Here is a 15223-nt window from a genome sequence, read left to right as displayed (position 1 = left end):
ATTAAACACGTATTAGCGAGTTTTTACCTCTAGCACTTTGGCAGAAAACTGGTATTGCTGTGATTGCGGTACAGCCAATTTAATGCTCTTACCTTGTTCCGCTTGCTGTGGTCGCAGGTAGGTATCCGCCATGCGCTTGATGGATTGCCAAACCGTCACGTTTTCTTTTGCCAGTTGCTGACCAGACATATCAAACACTTGCACCTCAACTTCCACTTGAATGACAGATTGAGAGCTTTGGTTAGTGATTGATGTAGGTAAAATAAGCTCACCGCTTTGATAGCTTGCTGAACCAATCAATACATCCACACCTGAATCTGATAGCTGCATGGTTGGCTTTTTGGCGTTTACCACCACGGTCGTGCCAACGGTTTTCGTTACCACTGGAATTGTCGCAATCGCAGGAGCTGCGATTGTTTCAACTACGCTTGCTGTTGTTTGTGTCTCCGTCGCTTGCTGCGCCGGTTTTTTCATGACGTATTCCCAGGTAAAGTCATCGTTCAACTTCACTTCTCGACCATCGGCTAAAGTGATGACCTCGGCGGCGTATGTGGATGAGGCGGCAAGTAGGGTCGCCAGAGTAATCCATGTTTTCATTGTTATACCTTTTAATTAGAGTCTGCTTAGCGGCGCCAAAACGCAGGAAAGAACAGTACAAGAATAGTCAGAATTTCCAAGCGGCCCATTAACATCCCAAAGCTTAAGAGCCATTTGGCAGTATCGGGCAGAGGCGCGAAGTTGCCTGTTGGGCCAATCACACTGCCCATACCAGGGCCAACATTGGCAACGGCGGTGATTGAGCCAGAAATACTGGTCACAGGGTCGAGGCCTAGTGCACTTAAACAACCGGCGATAAAGATAATAGTGATAAAAAACATCAAGCCAAATGCCACCACTGAGCGAACAATATCATCATTCACCGGTCGCTGGTTATAACGCTGTACAAACACTCCTGAAGGGTGAATCAACTTCATCATTTGTTTGTTTAGCAGCGTCATTGCAATTTGGAAGCGGAAGATTTTGATCCCGCCAGACGTTGAGCCTGAGCATGCCCCCGCCATCATTAAGAATGCGAAAAGAGTGGTGGGTAATGCGCCCCATGCGGTGAAGTCTTCTAAGCCAAAGCCAGTTGTGGTGACGACAGAGACAATATTAAACATCGACACTCGCAGGGCATCCAAAATGGTGTACCCATCTCGAATCACTAGCCAAGCTGAAATCACTAAGCTTGAGAATACGAACAGGTACGCAAATCCTCTAACTTGAGCGTCGTTAACCAACACATCAATACGGCGTTTACGTAATGCGGCGATAAAGAGCAAAAACGGCAAACCACCTAAGAACATAAAAGTAGTGGCCACCCAATGTGCGCCATTAGAGAAGTGGTTCATTGACCCATCAGATGTAGAGTATCCACCCGTCGATAGCGTAGTAAAGGCATGGTTGATTGCTTCGAACAGGTTCATGCCGGTGACCAAGTAGCCCAAAATACATAAGCCTGTTAGCATCAAATAAACCGCTACGATGTTTTTGGCGACCGTTTTCGCTCTTGGACTACTTTTATCCGACCAATCTGATGATTCGGTTTGGAATAGCTTCATACCACCGACATTCAGCATAGGTAACACTGCTACCGCCATCACGATAAAACCAATGCCACCAAGCCACTGTAAAATAGAGCGCCACAGCAAGATGCTCGGCGCCATGTTGTCTAGGCCACTGAGCACCGTTGAGCCCGTCGTGGTGATACCCGACATCGTTTCGAAGTAGGCGTCGGTGAAGCTGATGTGGTTGATAAACACAAATGGCAAGGCGGCAAACGCACTCGCGATGGTCCAAACCAAACTGGTGATGAGGAACATATCGCGTACGCTGAGTTTGAACTTGGCGGTTCGACCTATCGTTAGGCAGATGAAGGCGGCAAGGTGCGTGATCACAACGGCTTGGGCGAAATCGAGGAATCCCCCCGTACCGGTAAAGAAAGCGACCAAAGTCGGCACGTACATAAACAGGGCCAGTTTGGATAAAACCAGCCCGATAACAAACAGTACGGGACGTAAGTTGACCATAGGAAAATCCTAGAGGAAAAATGGACTCGGTTGGAATAGCGCTTCGACGTCTGATACGTATTTTTTGTTGACCAGGAACATCACCACATGATCATCCTGCTCGATGACCGTACGGTCGTGGGCAATAAGAACTTCTTCGCCACGAACGATAGCACCAATGGTGGTCCCAGGTGGAAGCTTTATATCTCCAATCGCACGTCCAACCACTTTAGATGTACTTTCATCACCGTGAGCGACGGCTTCAATCGCTTCCGCAGCGCCGCGGCGAAGTGAGGATACGTTTACGATATCAGCGCGACGAACGTGCGTTAGCAAGGCTGAAATAGTGGCTTGCTGAGGTGAGATTGCTACATCAATTACGCCGCCTTGTACCAGGTCTACATAAGCGCCACGTTGGATCAGCACCATCACTTTTTTAGCGCCCATGCGTTTTGCCAACATTGCAGACATGATGTTGGTTTCATCTTCGTTGGTCAGCGCGATGAAGACGTCGACTTGGTCGATGTTCTCTTCCGAGAGAAGCTCTTGGTCTGCCGCATCACCGCAGAACACGATGGTGTTTTCTAGTTGCTCAGAGAGCTTTTCTGCACGCTGGTAGTTACGCTCAATCAGCTTCACGCTGTAAGTTTGCTCTAGGCGTTTTGCCAAGCTTGCGCCGATGTTACCCCCGCCAACAATCATGATGCGGCGGTACGGTTTTTCTAGGCGCTGAAGCTCACTCATCACTGAGCGAATATGATTACTTGCTGCAACGAAGAACACTTCATCGTCGGCTTCAATAATCGTGGTGCCTTGTGGGCGAATCGGGCGACCCTGGCGGAAAATAGCTGCCACACGGGTATCAATGTGCGGCATGTGCTCACGCAAAGCAGATAGCGCATTACCCACCAACGGGCCACCATAGTAGGCTTTCACCGCCACTAGGCTGACTTTCTGTTCAGCAAAGCTCACCACTTGCAGCGCGCCTGGGTATTGGATCAGACGTTCGATGTAGCTCGTAACGAGTTCTTCTGGTGCGATAAGGTGATCAACAGGAATAGCGCCAGATTTAAACAGGGCTTCTTTTTCTGCCAAGTATTCTGGAGAGCGAATACGCGCAACGCGGTTTGGGGTATTGAATAGAGTGAACGCGACCTGACAGGCGGCCATGTTGGTTTCATCAGTGTTGGTTACTGCGACGAGCATATCGGCGTCTTGCGCGCCAGCTTCGTGTAGCACGTCTGGATGGCTCGCATGGCCATTGACCACACGTAGGTCGTATTTGTCCTGCAATTCACGCAGTCGGTCGGCATTATTGTCGACGATGGTGATGTCGTTGTTTTCACCCACTAGGTTTTCTGCCAGTGTGCCGCCAACCTGACCTGCACCAAGAATAATGATCTTCATACTCTTTTCTCGTATCTGAAAAAGGCGATTGAAATCACTTCAATCGCCCTATTTAGCATGCTGTTACGCGTGTGTTTTTGTTAGCACTGCGTAGTAGAAACCATCCATATCTTCTTCGCCTGGTAGAATTTGACGACCAGGCTGGTCGGGATCAGAATCCAGCAGTTGCGCATCCGCGGTACGTGCTAAAAACGCTTTTACTTGCTCCACGTTTTCTTGCGGTGTGATTGAACAAGTCGCGTAAACCATGGTGCCGCCGGGCTTCAGTTGCGTCCACATGGCATCAAAAATTTCACTTTGCAGCTCTGCTAATGCGGCGATGTCGTCTGCACGACGTAGCCATTTGATGTCTGGATGACGACGAATCACGCCAGTCGCAGAACATGGGGCATCCAGCAAAATGCGATCAAATTGCTCGCCTTGCCACCATTCTTGTGGATTACGCGCATCACCGCAAACCACTTTTGCCTGAAGGTTGAGACGCTTCAGGTTTTCATGCACACGTTTCAAGCGTGTGTCGTCGCAGTCAATCGCGACCACTTCACTGCCTGACGTGCGCTCTAGAATGTGCGCCGTCTTGCCACCTGGCGCTGCACAGCAATCTAAAATCAGTTCGCCGTCTTGTGGTTTTAGGTAGTTGATCGAGAGCTGCGCCGCCGCATCTTGGACCGAAACCCAACCTTTTTCAAAACCAGGTAGCTTCATCACGTCACATGGTGCGGCCAATTTTATGGCGTCCATTGCTTCTGTGTGTGGCGTGCTATCAATGTTTTCATTTTTGAGCAGCGCAAGGTATTCATCACGAGTGTGGTGTTGATGGTTCACACGCAGCCACATTGGTGCTTTTTGGTTGTTCGCTTCAACAATGCTTTCCCATTGCTGTGGGTAGGCCTCTTGCAGCAGTTTTAGTAACCAGCTTGGGTGACCGTACTTGCCAGCGTTGTTGCTGACGGCCATTTGGTCGAGTTCTTCTTGGTTGCGCTGGTAGTTACGCAATACCGCGTTAATCAAACCACGCAGACGAGGACCTTTCAGCTCTTTAGTGCCTTCAACCGTTTCACCGACTGCTGCGTGCGCAGGAATACGCATGAAGCTCAGTTGGTAAATACCAACCAGAATTAGGTGATGGAATACACGTTGTTTGCCTTTGAGCGGCTTATCCATCAACTGGTTTGCGATCATTTCTAGGCGAGGGAGGTAACGTAGCGCACCGTAACAGATCTCTTGTAACAGAGCGTGGTCACGAGGTCGTACCGTTTGTTGAGCCGCTGGAAGAGCGCTTGAAAGTGAGTGGCCCTTGTCGACGACAAGATACAGGACGTTAGCAGCCGCAGCGCGAACATTCATGATGAGTACCTTAAAGTAAAGGAGGGCATCTCTGCCCTCTAAAAGTTCGTATAATTGGGGATAATAACCCCTAGTATGGCTTAAACCAGCTGAGTGCCCACTTCAAACCAAGCCGCACGCGAATTCAGAATATCCTGAACTGACATGGCTTTTTTGCCAGGAACTTGCAGTTGCTCTAGCACCAGTACGCCGTTGCCTGTCGCAACATAAATACCGGTTTTATCTGCTTGTACGATGGTGCCGGCTGGCTTGTCACTGGTTTGCTCTGCCACACGGCTTTGCCATACTTTGATGCTGTTTTCTGCCGCCTCAAAGTGGCTCATTGGCCATGGGTTAAATGCACGAACGCAGCGCTCAATGTGCGCCGCATCGTCGTTCCAGTTGATGCGTGCTTCTTCTTTGCTGAGCTTTTTCGCATAGTTCGCTAGCTCATCGTCTTGCTTCACTGGCACTGCTTTACCCGCAGCAATGTCTACTAGGCAGTCAATCAGGGCTTCTGGACCAAGCTCAGCCAATTTTTCGTACATTGAAGCGCTGGTATCTGTCGCTTCGATTGGCAGAGTTGCAATCTTCAGCATATCACCAGTGTCGAGACCGATGTCCATCTGCATGATGGTCACGCCAGTTTCTGCATCGCCCGCCCAAATAGAGCGTTGGATTGGAGCCGCACCACGCCAACGAGGTAGGATAGAACCATGTACGTTGATACAACCCAGTTTAGGGGTATCAAGAACCGCTTGTGGCAGCAGCATACCGTACGCCACGACAACCATGAGATCGGCGTTCAGATCGGCAAGTTCTTGTTTCGCTTCGTCGGACTTAAAGCTTTCAGGTTGGTAAACCGGGATGTTGTGTTCTAGCGCCAGTTGTTTTACCGGTGGCGCAGCCAATTTTTTGCCACGACCCGCTGGACGATCTGGGTTTGTGTAAACCGCGATGACTTCATGCTCCGAAGACAACAACGCCGCCAAGTGACGGGCGGCGAAATCCGGAGTACCTGCAAAGACAATTCGTAAAGACTGACTCAAGGTAGACTTCCTTCTAATTGGTATGGTTCGAGATTAAGCGTTTTGCTGCTTCTCGTTAAAGCGTTTGATTTTCGCTAGCTTGTCCTGAATGCGTTTGCGTTTCAGTGGTGATAGGTAATCCACGAACAGCTTACCTTGTAGGTGATCAAGCTCGTGTTGAACACAAATCGCTAGCAGGTCGTCGGCTTCAAAGGTGAACTCTTTGCCATCACGATCCAGTGCTTTAACGGTAACTTCTGCAGCGCGAGGCACAAGTGCGCGCGCACCTGGTACCGACAGACAGCCTTCTTCGATGCCATCTTCGCCACGCTTTTCCAGAATCTCAGGGTTGATTAGCACCATCGGCTCATCGCGAGTTTCTGAAATATCAATCACTACGATACGTTTGTGGATATCAACCTGCGTTGCAGCAAGGCCAATACCTTCTTCGTCGTACATGGTTTCAATCATGTCATCGACGATTTTTTGAATCTCAGGTGTCACCGCTTCAACAGGCTTTGCGACTGTGCGCAGGCGATCATCCGGGAATGTTAATACTTGTAATACAGACATATTCACTCGAAATATTGAACTGTGCCGAAACAGCACAAACCTTGTTGGCTCAATTCTAGACATTTTATAGCCTAAATGACAGCATCCTTGCACCAATTTCCATTCTGGTTCCTGCTTAATAGACCAAGGACGAGGGTCATGAATCGAATTTTCCGCAACGTTGCCAGTGTTACGTTGCCGTTACTTTTCTCTTTCAACGCTGTAGCAAATGTGGATGCGAACCCACTGACAGTTAAAGATGATGCGCCACAAACGTATGTAGTCGTGAAGGGCGATACGCTATGGGATATTTCGGCCATGTACTTGGATAGCCCGTGGTTGTGGCCTCGTTTATGGCAAGTAAACCCGGAAATCGACAACCCTCATTTAATTTATCCTGGAGACAAGCTGTCTTTGGTGTGGATTAACGGTCAGCCCGTGTTGAGCCTAAAACCGGTTAAGAAGCTGAGCCCGAAAGCTCGCATCACAGAAAAGAAAGCCGTACCAACGGTCGCGGAAGGTTTGGTGATGCCTTACCTCAAATCGGATCGGTTGCTAGATAAAGATTCGTTGAACAGAGCAGCAAAAGTGATGGGTAGCAGCAAAGGCAGTAAGTATCTGACTGCAGAAGATGTGCTGTATATCAATGGCAATCAGACCGCGACAGGTTGGGCTATTTACCGACCAGTAGCTACCTTTTCGCGTGACGATGTGTCCGAAGAGATTACCGCGCTGCGTTTGATTGCCAAAGGCGAGCTCGTTGAAGCTTCGAGTGATTATTCAGGTTTGAAGCTTACATCGCAAATGCAAGAAATCCTACGTAACGATATCGCGTTGCCAAATCAATCGGTTGAGAATACTGACTTCACGACTACGTTCTATCCGCTGCCGTCGCCACAAGGCAGTTCTGCAAAGTTGCTAGGTAATATCGAAGGTATTCGCTTTAGTTCAACTAACCAAGTCGTGGTGATTGATAAAGGCACGTCAGACAATCTCAAGCAAGGCAGTGTGTTTGATTTAAAAGAAGACGCGCACCCAGTTTACAAAGACGGCGATGAGTTCAAGAAAGAGTTTGGCGTGCTTGATAAGAAAATCACTTTGCCTCAAAGCAAAGTTGGTGAGTTGCTGGTCATTCGTCCTTATGAGTACTTTAGCTTGGCACTGATCACTAACAGTACGAAACCCATTAACCAAGATATTTCGGTGGTGTCACCGTTGGCGGACGAATTAACCATCGATGAATCGACGAAATAACGATGATCTCGCTGCCTGGTTAAAACTGAGTTGTTTACCAGGCATTGGCGGCGTCAAAATGAATAAGCTACTGGCAAGAGACACGCCATGTAACATCGTAAACTTCTCTCCTGAACAGCTACAACAACTTGGGTTAACAACTAAGCAAATTCAAGCTTGGGCTTCAACAGATAAAGAAGTCGATGCTTGTTTAAGCTGGCTTGAGGCTTCTACAAACCATCATATCCTGACACTGACTGACCCGCGTTATCCACCTCAACTCAAACAAATCGTTGCACCGCCACCTCTACTTTTTGTTCAAGGAAACTCTACTTGTCTTTCTCTGCCACAAATCGCGATGGTTGGCAGCCGAAATGCGAGTATTGATGGATTACAGCATGCACGTCAGTTCGCTGCAGAGTTTGTTCAGCACGATTTTATTGTCACCAGTGGTCTCGCTTTAGGCATTGATGGCCATGCGCATGATGGTGCGTTGCAAGCGGGTGGTAAGACGATTGCGGTGCTAGGATCTGGCTTAGCAAATATTTATCCGGCACGTCATCGTGGTTTAGCGCAACGTGTTATTGAACATGGGGCTTTGGTGTCTGAGTTTCGGCCTAATGCCAAGCCGCGCCCAGAAAACTTCCCGCGTCGTAATCGTATTATTAGTGGATTATCGCTTGGTGTACTGGTCGTCGAGGCGGCGAAAAAGAGCGGCTCGCTAATTACAGCTCGTTACGCGCTTGAGCAAGGTCGAGAAGTATTTGCGCTGCCAGCGTCAATCAATGCCCCCAATGCCTGCGGTGGAAACCAGTTGATACGTCATGGCGCTTGCCTCGTAGAAAAGACGAAAGATGTCTTAGATGAAATACAGTCCTTGCTTGATTGGTCTATTAATCAGAGTACCGATTTATTTTCTACGTTAAATGATGAAGAAGAATTGCCATTTCCTCAGCTGTTAGCTAACGTAGGAAGTGAAGCTACACCGGTTGATATTCTTGCAAACAGGACCAATATACCTGTCCAAGAAGTCATGATGCAGCTCTTAGAGTTAGAACTCTCTGGGCATGTCGTTGCGGTTTCAGGTGGCTATATTCGAAAGGGGAGGGGCTAGCTATGATGATGGATATACTGATGTATCTATTCGAAACCTACATCCATAGCGATGCAGAGTTACAGGTCGAACAAGACGAGTTGGAAGAAGAGTTGCTTCGTGCAGGCTTCCAACAAAAAGATATCTACAAAGCCCTTGTCTGGTTAGAAGAGCTTGCCGCATTGCAGCAAAGTGACACCTCTTCTGCAATCTCGACTTGCATGGCTTCGTCATCAACTCGTATCTACACAGCGAAAGAGATGCAGCGTTTAGATTTGGAATGCCGAGGATTTCTATTGTTTCTCGAGCAAATCAATGTGTTAACCACAGAAACTCGCGAAATGGTGATTGACCGAGTGATGGGATTAGAAACGAGTGAGTTTGAGCTTGAAGACCTCAAATGGATCATTTTGATGGTGCTGTTTAATGTGCCTGGTAATGAAAACGCTTATACGCTAATGGAAGAGCTGTTGTACACCAAAGAACAAGGGATTCTTCACTAACCCAATCTAGGCAAGTTCGAGTTTAGCTAGCAAGAACGCGAGCTTGTCTTTTGGTGTGTTTTTCACGAAACGGTAAGTATGAGTAGTAAAATCGACAACACCCTTTTCTCTGCCCATGAACACGCATTGGAACACGAGCCGTGTCCTAAATGTGGCAGCGAGTTGACCCTCAAACATGGCAAACACGGTCCCTTTCTTGGCTGTAGCCACTACCCAAGCTGTGATTACATCAAAGCCCTGCACAACAATGATGGACACATCGTCAAAGAGCTTGGCGTTCCTTGTCCAGATTGTGGTAACGAGTTGGTATTACGCCAAGGGCGTTATGGCATGTTTGTTGGTTGCAGTAACTATCCGGCGTGCCATCATATTGAGTCGATTAATCAACCTGAGCCAGAAAAGCAGTCGCAAGAGCACCACGCGTGTCCTGAATGCGGTAAAGGTCATTTAGTTGAACGTAAGACGCGTTTTGGTAAAACTTTCTACGCATGTGATAACTACCCTAAATGCAAATTTGCAGTGAATCTCCCTCCGGTAAAGGGGAGGTGCGAAGAATGTGGTTTTACGTTGTTGGTGGAGAAGAAACTCGCCAGTGGTGTGAAATTGCAATGTGCCAACCGTAAGTGCCAGCACACTCAACAAGGGTAAATACATCAAAGGAATTAAAAAGGGTCGCATCGTGCGACCCTTTGTGGTTTTTGGGGCTAGATTTTAGCGTTGTGCTTGTTTCGCAAACTCGTGCACGGCTGGGAATGTCATTGGATCTAAGATGTCTGCCAGGGCGCACAACCTACGGTGCAATTCTCCTGGGTAGTCGCCACACACGTTGATGTGTCCCATCTTGCGACCTGCACGTTTCTCTTTGCCATACCAATGAATGTGGCAACCATCCATTAATAACAATGCTTCTGGTAGTGTGTCTTCACCAAGAATATTAATCATTGAGGTTTCACGAACCAATTTCGTACTGCCTAATGGTAAGCCGCACACTGCGCGCAGATGGTTTTCAAACTGACACGTTTCTGCACCTTGCTGTGTCCAGTGACCAGAGTTGTGCACGCGTGGAGCAATCTCATTCACTAAAAGTGCCCCATCGACATCAAAGAACTCAAGCGCTAATACGCCAACGTAATCTAGGCTATCTGCGACTGCCGTGAACATTTGCTTTGCTTGTTCCTGTAACCCTGGCGCATCAATCGCAGTAGAAAGACTCAATACACCGTTGGTGTGGACGTTCTCTGCCAGAGGATACACTTCCACACTGCCATCTTTGCTTCGAGCACCAACCAGTGATACTTCGCGGTTAAAAGGAACAAACTCTTCAGCAACAATCGCTTGAGTTGGTGTTGCCGCGATGCACTCTGCCATCTCAGTCCAAATGTCGTCGACTTGAGAAGCTTCTTTTAAGCGCCATTGGCCTTTACCATCGTAACCACCTAATGCACTTTTCAGAACCATTGGCATACCAACGTGTTCAATTGCGCGCTCAAAGTCTTCACGAGTTTCAATGACGTAGTATTTCGCGTTGCGCACGCCGGCATCATCAAGCAGTGCTTTTTCAATACGGCGATCACCACCTGCTTTGATGGCTTGCGTACTTGGTAGGAACTTGCCGCTCGCTTCGCAAACTTTGAGCACGTCATGTGGAATATGCTCGAACTCGGCAGTAATCACATCAACTTGCGTAATCGCATTTTCCAAGCCATGGCCAAGTACCTGTTGAGTTAAAGGGTGAACGACCTCACCGCTGCTGACATCGTAAGCTGAAATTTGAATATTCAGTGGCGCACCAGCCAGAGACATCATACGAGCCAACTGACCCGCACCAAGAACCAGTACATGCATCTGATTAATCCTCTGCAGGGTTTGGATTTGCGAGAACTGTTTCCGTTTGCTCATTACGGAATGCTTCTACCTTCGCCATGATGTTTTCATCATGAGTGCCTAGGATTTGCGCTGCTAGGATACCGGCGTTTGCTGCGCCCGCTTCGCCAATCGCCAATGTACCAACCGCAATTCCCTTTGGCATCTGTACAATAGAAAGCAGTGAATCCATACCTTTCAGTGCACGAGACTGAACGGGAACCCCAAGCACAGGCAAACTAGTAAACGCCGCCGCCATACCTGGTAGGTGGGCTGCACCACCTGCGCCTGCGATGATAACTTTGATGCCGCGTTCTTTTGCGCCACTGGCGTAGTCAGCCAGTAATTGAGGAGTTCGGTGTGCTGACACGACTTTTGTTTCGTAAGGCACGCCAAATTGGTCTAGCATGTCTGCTGCTAGTTTCATGGTTGGCCAATCGGATTTAGAACCCATGATGATACCGACTTTCATCTCAAACTCCTTTAAGCTGCAAAAAATTAGGTGAGCTATAAATTTGTGCGCATTATACGGGGATTTTTATCTCAAGCAAACGTTTGCGTCCAGTTGTTGGCGCTATTGATACATTTTATAAAAAAATTGCTTTAGTGTCTGAGAATGAATATTTGTACACTTAGTGAAAACAACACAGTCAAACAAATAGGAAGTAATCGGTGGATAACTTTGAACAAGTGCTCAACGCACTCAAGCAAGGCGAAGTGATTGCCTATCCAACAGAAGGGGTTTTTGGTGTCGGATGTGATCCAGATAACCCAGAAGCAATTCAAAAGCTATTAGAGCTCAAGCAGCGTCCGGTAGAAAAAGGGCTGATTCTCATCGCGGCAAGTTATGATCAGCTCTTGCCTTATATTGATGAATCTCAGTTGACTGAAGAACAATTACAGACTGTTCATGCCACTTGGCCAGGCCCATACACTTGGATCATGCCAGCGAGCGATAAAGTATCCAACTGGGTTTCAGGGCAGTTTGATTCAATTGCGGTTCGTGTGACTGATCATCCTTTGGTGCAAAAAATGTGTAATGCATTCGGAAAGCCGTTAACCTCTACCAGCGCGAATCTCTCCGGCTTACCACCGTGTATGACCACGGAAGAAGTCGAAGAGCAGTTGGGTGATAAGCTGGTCGCCATTCTTCGTGGCGAGACCAGCGGTCGTGATAAACCCAGCGAGATTCGTGACGCCAAAACTTCACAAATATTAAGACAGGGTTAACCCTGCTAGCCAGCCATCATTAGGTTTCACGTAATAGGTAATAACGTATGTCAGCGATCGATAAGCACGCCGTAAAGCAGTTCTTGATGTCACTTCAGGACTCCATTTGTCAGCAGTTAGAACAAGAAGATGGAAAGGCCGTCTTTGTCGAGGATGCATGGCATCGTGAACCGGGCGAACGTCTTGGTGGCGGTGGTCGCTCACGTGTTTTGCGTGATGGCCTTGTTTTCGAGCAGGGAGGCGTGAACTTCTCGCATGTGGAAGGGAAAGAAATGCCAGCATCTGCGACAGCGCATCGCCCAGAGCTAGCGGGTCGTCGTTTTGAAGCGATGGGTGTTTCTTTGGTTATTCACCCTAAAAACCCTTATGTACCGACTTCACACGCCAATGTCCGCTTCTTTATTGCAGAAAAAGATGGCGAAGACCCAATTTGGTGGTTTGGTGGTGGTTTTGACCTAACGCCGTTCTACCCATTTGAAGAAGATTGCCAATCATGGCACGACACTGCAAAACAGCTTTGTGCACCATTTGGTGACGATGTTTACCAAGAGCATAAGGCATGGTGTGACAAATATTTCTTCCTACCACATCGTAATGAAACTCGCGGTGTTGGCGGTTTGTTCTTTGATGATCTAAACCAGTGGGAATTTGATAAGTGTTTTGCTTACATCAAAGCAGTCGGTGAAGGCTATTGCCAGGCTTACTTGCCGATCGTTTCTCGTCGTAAAGAGATCGAGTATGGTGAGCGTGAGCGTGAATTCCAACTATATCGTCGCGGCCGTTACGTAGAGTTCAACTTAGTGTATGACCGTGGTACCTTATTTGGTTTACAAAGTGGTGGGCGTACTGAGTCGATTCTGATGTCAATGCCGCCGCTCGCTCGCTGGGAGTACTGCTACGAGCCAGAAGCGGGATCGCCAGAAGCTGAACTTTACGAGGGATACCTAACGCCACGAGAGTGGTAAGCACGGAATCTCCTTTTCTATATAGATAGATAGTGATAGGGTCATCTGTAATCAGGTGGCCCTGTTTTCTCTATATCTAAGTAAGGAACAAAGGTAAGGAAATGACCCAGCAAATCGATCGCTATGCCGTGTTTGGTAATCCTATCGGACACAGTAAGTCGCCATTCATTCACACCTTGTTTGCTCGTCAAACTAATCAATCTTTGGTGTATACCGCAGAAAGTGCACCTGTTGATGGTTTTATTGACGCGGCGAAGGTGTTTTTTGCTGAAGGTGGCAAGGGGTGCAACATCACTATGCCATTTAAAGAAGATGCTTATCAATTTGCTAGTCGATTGACAGAACGGGCTCAGTTAGCAGGCGCGGTAAATACCCTCAAGAAGTTAGACGATGGTGAAATCATCGGTGACAACACTGATGGTGCAGGTTTAGTGCAAGATCTGATTCAGCATCAGGTTGTATTGGAAGGCGCGCGAATCCTAATTATTGGCGCTGGTGGTGCAGCTCGTGGTGTTATTAAGCCACTACTCGATCAAAAGCCGACCTCTTTAACCATTTCCAACCGTACCTTTAGTAAAGCACAGGAGCTTGCAGAGCTGTTTGTCTCTCACGGTCCTATCCGCGCCAAAGAGATGGCAAGTATTGATGAAGAGTATGATGTCATCATTAACTCCACATCCGCTTCTCTTAGTGGTGAACTACCGACTATTTCATCCTCCATCTTTGCCGCTAACAGTACAAGCTATGACATGATTTATGGCAAAGGGGTGACGAGCTTTAACTTATGGGCAAAAGAGAATGGCGCCGCTCATGCGTATGATGGTCTTGGAATGTTAGTTGGGCAGGCTGCGGAAAGCTTTATGCTTTGGCGTGGCTTACGTCCTGGTGCTAAACAAGTTCTCAGAGAACTAAGAAAGAACCTTGAAGGTCAATAAGCGATGAATCAATCCATCTTATTCCCAGATATTCAATCATGGGATGAAGTATCACAATCGGTAAACTTTTCGGCGCAACAATCAGGCGCACTAATAGAGTGCTTTGTGACGAAACAAAAGCTAGAAAAGCTCAGTGGTTCACTGATTGAAACTGAGCAAGCGGCAATTAAAGTGTTTACTGATTACCGATTCGACCTAGAAGAAATGGCTGAAGAGCTAATAGAAGATGAAGCCTTCAACGAAGAAGGCCATATCATCATCGGTTAACAGGGCTTTAGTTCAAGTCTTTTACTTCATTTAAGTAGTCGTTTTTGTTCTGCACATAGTTGTTGGCAGACTTTTGCAAGAAAGCTCGTTCTTTTTCTGATAGAGGGCGAGCTTGTTTTACTGGGCTTCCAACATATAAGTAGCCACTTTCTAATACTTTCCCAGGTGGCACTAAACTGCCTGCTCCGATCATCACCTCTGACTCAATTACAACAGCATCTAAAACAATAGCTCCCATACCAACCAAAACACGATCGTGGATCTCACAACCGTGCAGCATCACTTTGTGGCCAATCGTAACGTCATTACCAATAATCAATGGGTAGCCGTTTGGGTTTTCGGCGTTCTTATGGGTGACATGCAAAACACTGCCATCTTGAATATTCGTTCGATCACCAATGTGAATGTGGTTTACATCGCCTCGCGCTGCTACCAATGGCCAAATGCTAGAATCATCGCCAATTCGGATATCACCGACTAAAACAGAGGTTGGGTCAACGTAAACACGCTCACCAAGTTCAGGCTTTATACCTTTGTAGCTTCTCATTGAGCTCATCTTTTTTCCTTATTCAGGGCGATTACAGGGTGTATGGAGGTAGAATAGTAGTGAAAACTCGCCTTTTAGAATAAAAAACACCCAAACGATAAAAAAATCAAAAAAAACGTGAAAAAGGGCTTGCCAATGTGATCGCAATCTCTATAATGCCACCTCGCTGACACGGCAACGCTTCGAAAGAAACGAAGTCGAGGTTAGCAAGCCAAATTAGCCAAGT

17 protein-coding genes are annotated in these 15223 nt (G+C 47.5%); 8 read left to right on the top strand and 9 right to left on the bottom strand.

What is annotated here, in order from left to right; translation table 11 throughout:
- Nucleotides 1-12 precede the first annotated feature (12 nt).
- The 6 genes from R7O03_RS18280 to def all read right to left on the bottom strand — a co-directional run bounded on the left by R7O03_RS18280 (nt 13) and on the right by def (nt 6382).
- Nucleotides 13-597 carry a DUF3157 family protein gene (locus tag R7O03_RS18280; RefSeq protein WP_005379050.1) on the bottom strand — a complete coding sequence of 195 codons (585 nt, stop codon included), beginning with the start codon at nt 595-597 and terminating at the stop codon, nt 13-15.
- Nucleotides 598-623: 26 nt separating this feature from the next.
- Nucleotides 624-2069, bottom strand: coding sequence for a TrkH family potassium uptake protein (locus R7O03_RS18275; RefSeq protein WP_005386656.1), 1446 nt, complete (start codon nt 2067-2069; stop codon nt 624-626).
- A 9-nt stretch (nt 2070-2078) separates the two neighbouring features.
- Entirely contained in the window at nt 2079-3455 is a 1377-nt protein-coding gene (gene trkA / locus R7O03_RS18270; protein ID WP_005379062.1) for a Trk system potassium transporter TrkA, read from the bottom strand.
- A gap of 63 nt (nt 3456-3518) precedes the next feature.
- A complete protein-coding gene (gene rsmB, locus R7O03_RS18265; protein WP_025628789.1) occupies nt 3519-4802 on the bottom strand; it encodes a 16S rRNA (cytosine(967)-C(5))-methyltransferase RsmB in 1284 nt (427 codons plus the stop codon).
- 80 nt (nt 4803-4882) lie between these two features.
- On the bottom strand, nt 4883-5830 hold the full coding sequence (gene fmt / locus R7O03_RS18260) for a methionyl-tRNA formyltransferase (protein ID WP_318131924.1): 948 nt from the start codon (nt 5828-5830) through the stop codon (nt 4883-4885).
- A 33-nt stretch (nt 5831-5863) separates the two neighbouring features.
- On the bottom strand, nt 5864-6382 hold the full coding sequence (gene def, locus R7O03_RS18255; RefSeq protein WP_005379068.1) for a peptide deformylase: 519 nt from the start codon (nt 6380-6382) through the stop codon (nt 5864-5866).
- A gap of 138 nt (nt 6383-6520) precedes the next feature.
- On the opposite strand from def, the gene R7O03_RS18250 reads away from it, so the two are divergent.
- The 4 genes from R7O03_RS18250 to R7O03_RS18235 all read left to right on the top strand — a co-directional run bounded on the left by R7O03_RS18250 (nt 6521) and on the right by R7O03_RS18235 (nt 9838).
- A complete protein-coding gene (locus R7O03_RS18250; RefSeq protein ID WP_017821578.1) occupies nt 6521-7615 on the top strand; it encodes a LysM peptidoglycan-binding domain-containing protein in 1095 nt (364 codons plus the stop codon).
- Nucleotides 7599-8708, top strand: a complete 1110-nt coding sequence (gene dprA / locus R7O03_RS18245) for a DNA-processing protein DprA (RefSeq protein ID WP_005386649.1) — start codon at nt 7599-7601, stop codon at nt 8706-8708. The genes R7O03_RS18250 and dprA overlap by 17 nt, the downstream gene beginning before the upstream one ends.
- 2 nt (nt 8709-8710) lie before the next feature.
- Nucleotides 8711-9190 (top strand): DUF494 family protein, encoded by a 480-nt coding sequence (locus R7O03_RS18240; RefSeq protein WP_005379074.1) that lies wholly within the window; start codon nt 8711-8713, stop codon nt 9188-9190.
- Between the two features lie 78 nt (nt 9191-9268).
- Complete coding sequence (locus R7O03_RS18235; RefSeq protein ID WP_005386647.1) at nt 9269-9838, top strand: type I DNA topoisomerase; 570 nt, start codon at nt 9269-9271, stop codon at nt 9836-9838.
- A 63-nt stretch (nt 9839-9901) separates the two neighbouring features.
- Here R7O03_RS18235 and R7O03_RS18230 read toward each other — a convergent pair whose 3' ends face one another.
- Both R7O03_RS18230 and purE read right to left on the bottom strand, forming a co-directional pair.
- Entirely contained in the window at nt 9902-11035 is a 1134-nt protein-coding gene (locus R7O03_RS18230; protein ID WP_031781055.1) for a 5-(carboxyamino)imidazole ribonucleotide synthase, read from the bottom strand.
- Between the two features lie 4 nt (nt 11036-11039).
- A complete protein-coding gene (purE, locus tag R7O03_RS18225; RefSeq protein WP_005379082.1) occupies nt 11040-11525 on the bottom strand; it encodes a 5-(carboxyamino)imidazole ribonucleotide mutase in 486 nt (161 codons plus the stop codon).
- Nucleotides 11526-11725: 200 nt separating this feature from the next.
- Here purE and R7O03_RS18220 point away from each other — a divergent pair, with 200 nt between their 5' ends.
- The 4 genes from R7O03_RS18220 to R7O03_RS18205 all read left to right on the top strand — a co-directional run bounded on the left by R7O03_RS18220 (nt 11726) and on the right by R7O03_RS18205 (nt 14450).
- A complete protein-coding gene (locus R7O03_RS18220) occupies nt 11726-12283 on the top strand; it encodes an L-threonylcarbamoyladenylate synthase (protein WP_005379084.1) in 558 nt (185 codons plus the stop codon).
- A 47-nt stretch (nt 12284-12330) separates the two neighbouring features.
- Nucleotides 12331-13248 (top strand): oxygen-dependent coproporphyrinogen oxidase, encoded by a 918-nt coding sequence (gene hemF / locus R7O03_RS18215; RefSeq protein WP_005386645.1) that lies wholly within the window; start codon nt 12331-12333, stop codon nt 13246-13248.
- A gap of 101 nt (nt 13249-13349) precedes the next feature.
- On the top strand, nt 13350-14183 hold the full coding sequence (gene aroE / locus R7O03_RS18210) for a shikimate dehydrogenase (RefSeq protein WP_005386644.1): 834 nt from the start codon (nt 13350-13352) through the stop codon (nt 14181-14183).
- Between the two features lie 3 nt (nt 14184-14186).
- Nucleotides 14187-14450 (top strand): DUF1488 domain-containing protein, encoded by a 264-nt coding sequence (locus R7O03_RS18205; RefSeq protein WP_005379090.1) that lies wholly within the window; start codon nt 14187-14189, stop codon nt 14448-14450.
- Nucleotides 14451-14457: 7 nt separating this feature from the next.
- On the opposite strand, the gene R7O03_RS18200 is transcribed toward R7O03_RS18205, so the two are convergent.
- A complete protein-coding gene (locus R7O03_RS18200; RefSeq protein ID WP_005379096.1) occupies nt 14458-15006 on the bottom strand; it encodes a gamma carbonic anhydrase family protein in 549 nt (182 codons plus the stop codon).
- Nucleotides 15007-15223 lie beyond the last annotated feature (217 nt).

It is taken from the genome of Vibrio sp. Vb2960, from assembly GCF_033337665.1.
Lineage (GTDB): Bacteria > Pseudomonadota > Gammaproteobacteria > Enterobacterales > Vibrionaceae > Vibrio > Vibrio alginolyticus.
This window is presented reverse-complemented; position numbering and strand designations above follow the sequence as displayed.

Bases quoted from the DNA above. Each gene is read 5' to 3' on its own strand.
- R7O03_RS18280 (WP_005379050.1), bottom strand. From the start codon at position 597: ATGAAAACATGGATTACTCTGGCGACCCTACTTGCCGCCTCATCCACA.
- R7O03_RS18275 (WP_005386656.1), bottom strand. From the start codon at position 2,069: ATGGTCAACTTACGTCCCGTACTGTTTGTTATCGGGCTGGTTTTATCC.
- trkA (WP_005379062.1), bottom strand. From the start codon at position 3,455: ATGAAGATCATTATTCTTGGTGCAGGTCAGGTTGGCGGCACACTGGCA.
- rsmB (WP_025628789.1), bottom strand. From the start codon at position 4,802: ATGAATGTTCGCGCTGCGGCTGCTAACGTCCTGTATCTTGTCGTCGAC.
- def (WP_005379068.1), bottom strand. From the start codon at position 6,382: ATGTCTGTATTACAAGTATTAACATTCCCGGATGATCGCCTGCGCACA.
- R7O03_RS18250 (WP_017821578.1), top strand. From the start codon at position 6,521: ATGAATCGAATTTTCCGCAACGTTGCCAGTGTTACGTTGCCGTTACTT.
- dprA (WP_005386649.1), top strand. From the start codon at position 7,599: ATGAATCGACGAAATAACGATGATCTCGCTGCCTGGTTAAAACTGAGT.
- R7O03_RS18240 (WP_005379074.1), top strand. From the start codon at position 8,711: ATGATGATGGATATACTGATGTATCTATTCGAAACCTACATCCATAGC.
- R7O03_RS18235 (WP_005386647.1), top strand. From the start codon at position 9,269: ATGAGTAGTAAAATCGACAACACCCTTTTCTCTGCCCATGAACACGCA.
- R7O03_RS18230 (WP_031781055.1), bottom strand. From the start codon at position 11,035: ATGCATGTACTGGTTCTTGGTGCGGGTCAGTTGGCTCGTATGATGTCT.
- purE (WP_005379082.1), bottom strand. From the start codon at position 11,525: ATGAAAGTCGGTATCATCATGGGTTCTAAATCCGATTGGCCAACCATG.
- hemF (WP_005386645.1), top strand. From the start codon at position 12,331: ATGTCAGCGATCGATAAGCACGCCGTAAAGCAGTTCTTGATGTCACTT.
- aroE (WP_005386644.1), top strand. From the start codon at position 13,350: ATGACCCAGCAAATCGATCGCTATGCCGTGTTTGGTAATCCTATCGGA.
- R7O03_RS18205 (WP_005379090.1), top strand. From the start codon at position 14,187: ATGAATCAATCCATCTTATTCCCAGATATTCAATCATGGGATGAAGTA.
- R7O03_RS18200 (WP_005379096.1), bottom strand. From the start codon at position 15,006: ATGAGCTCAATGAGAAGCTACAAAGGTATAAAGCCTGAACTTGGTGAG.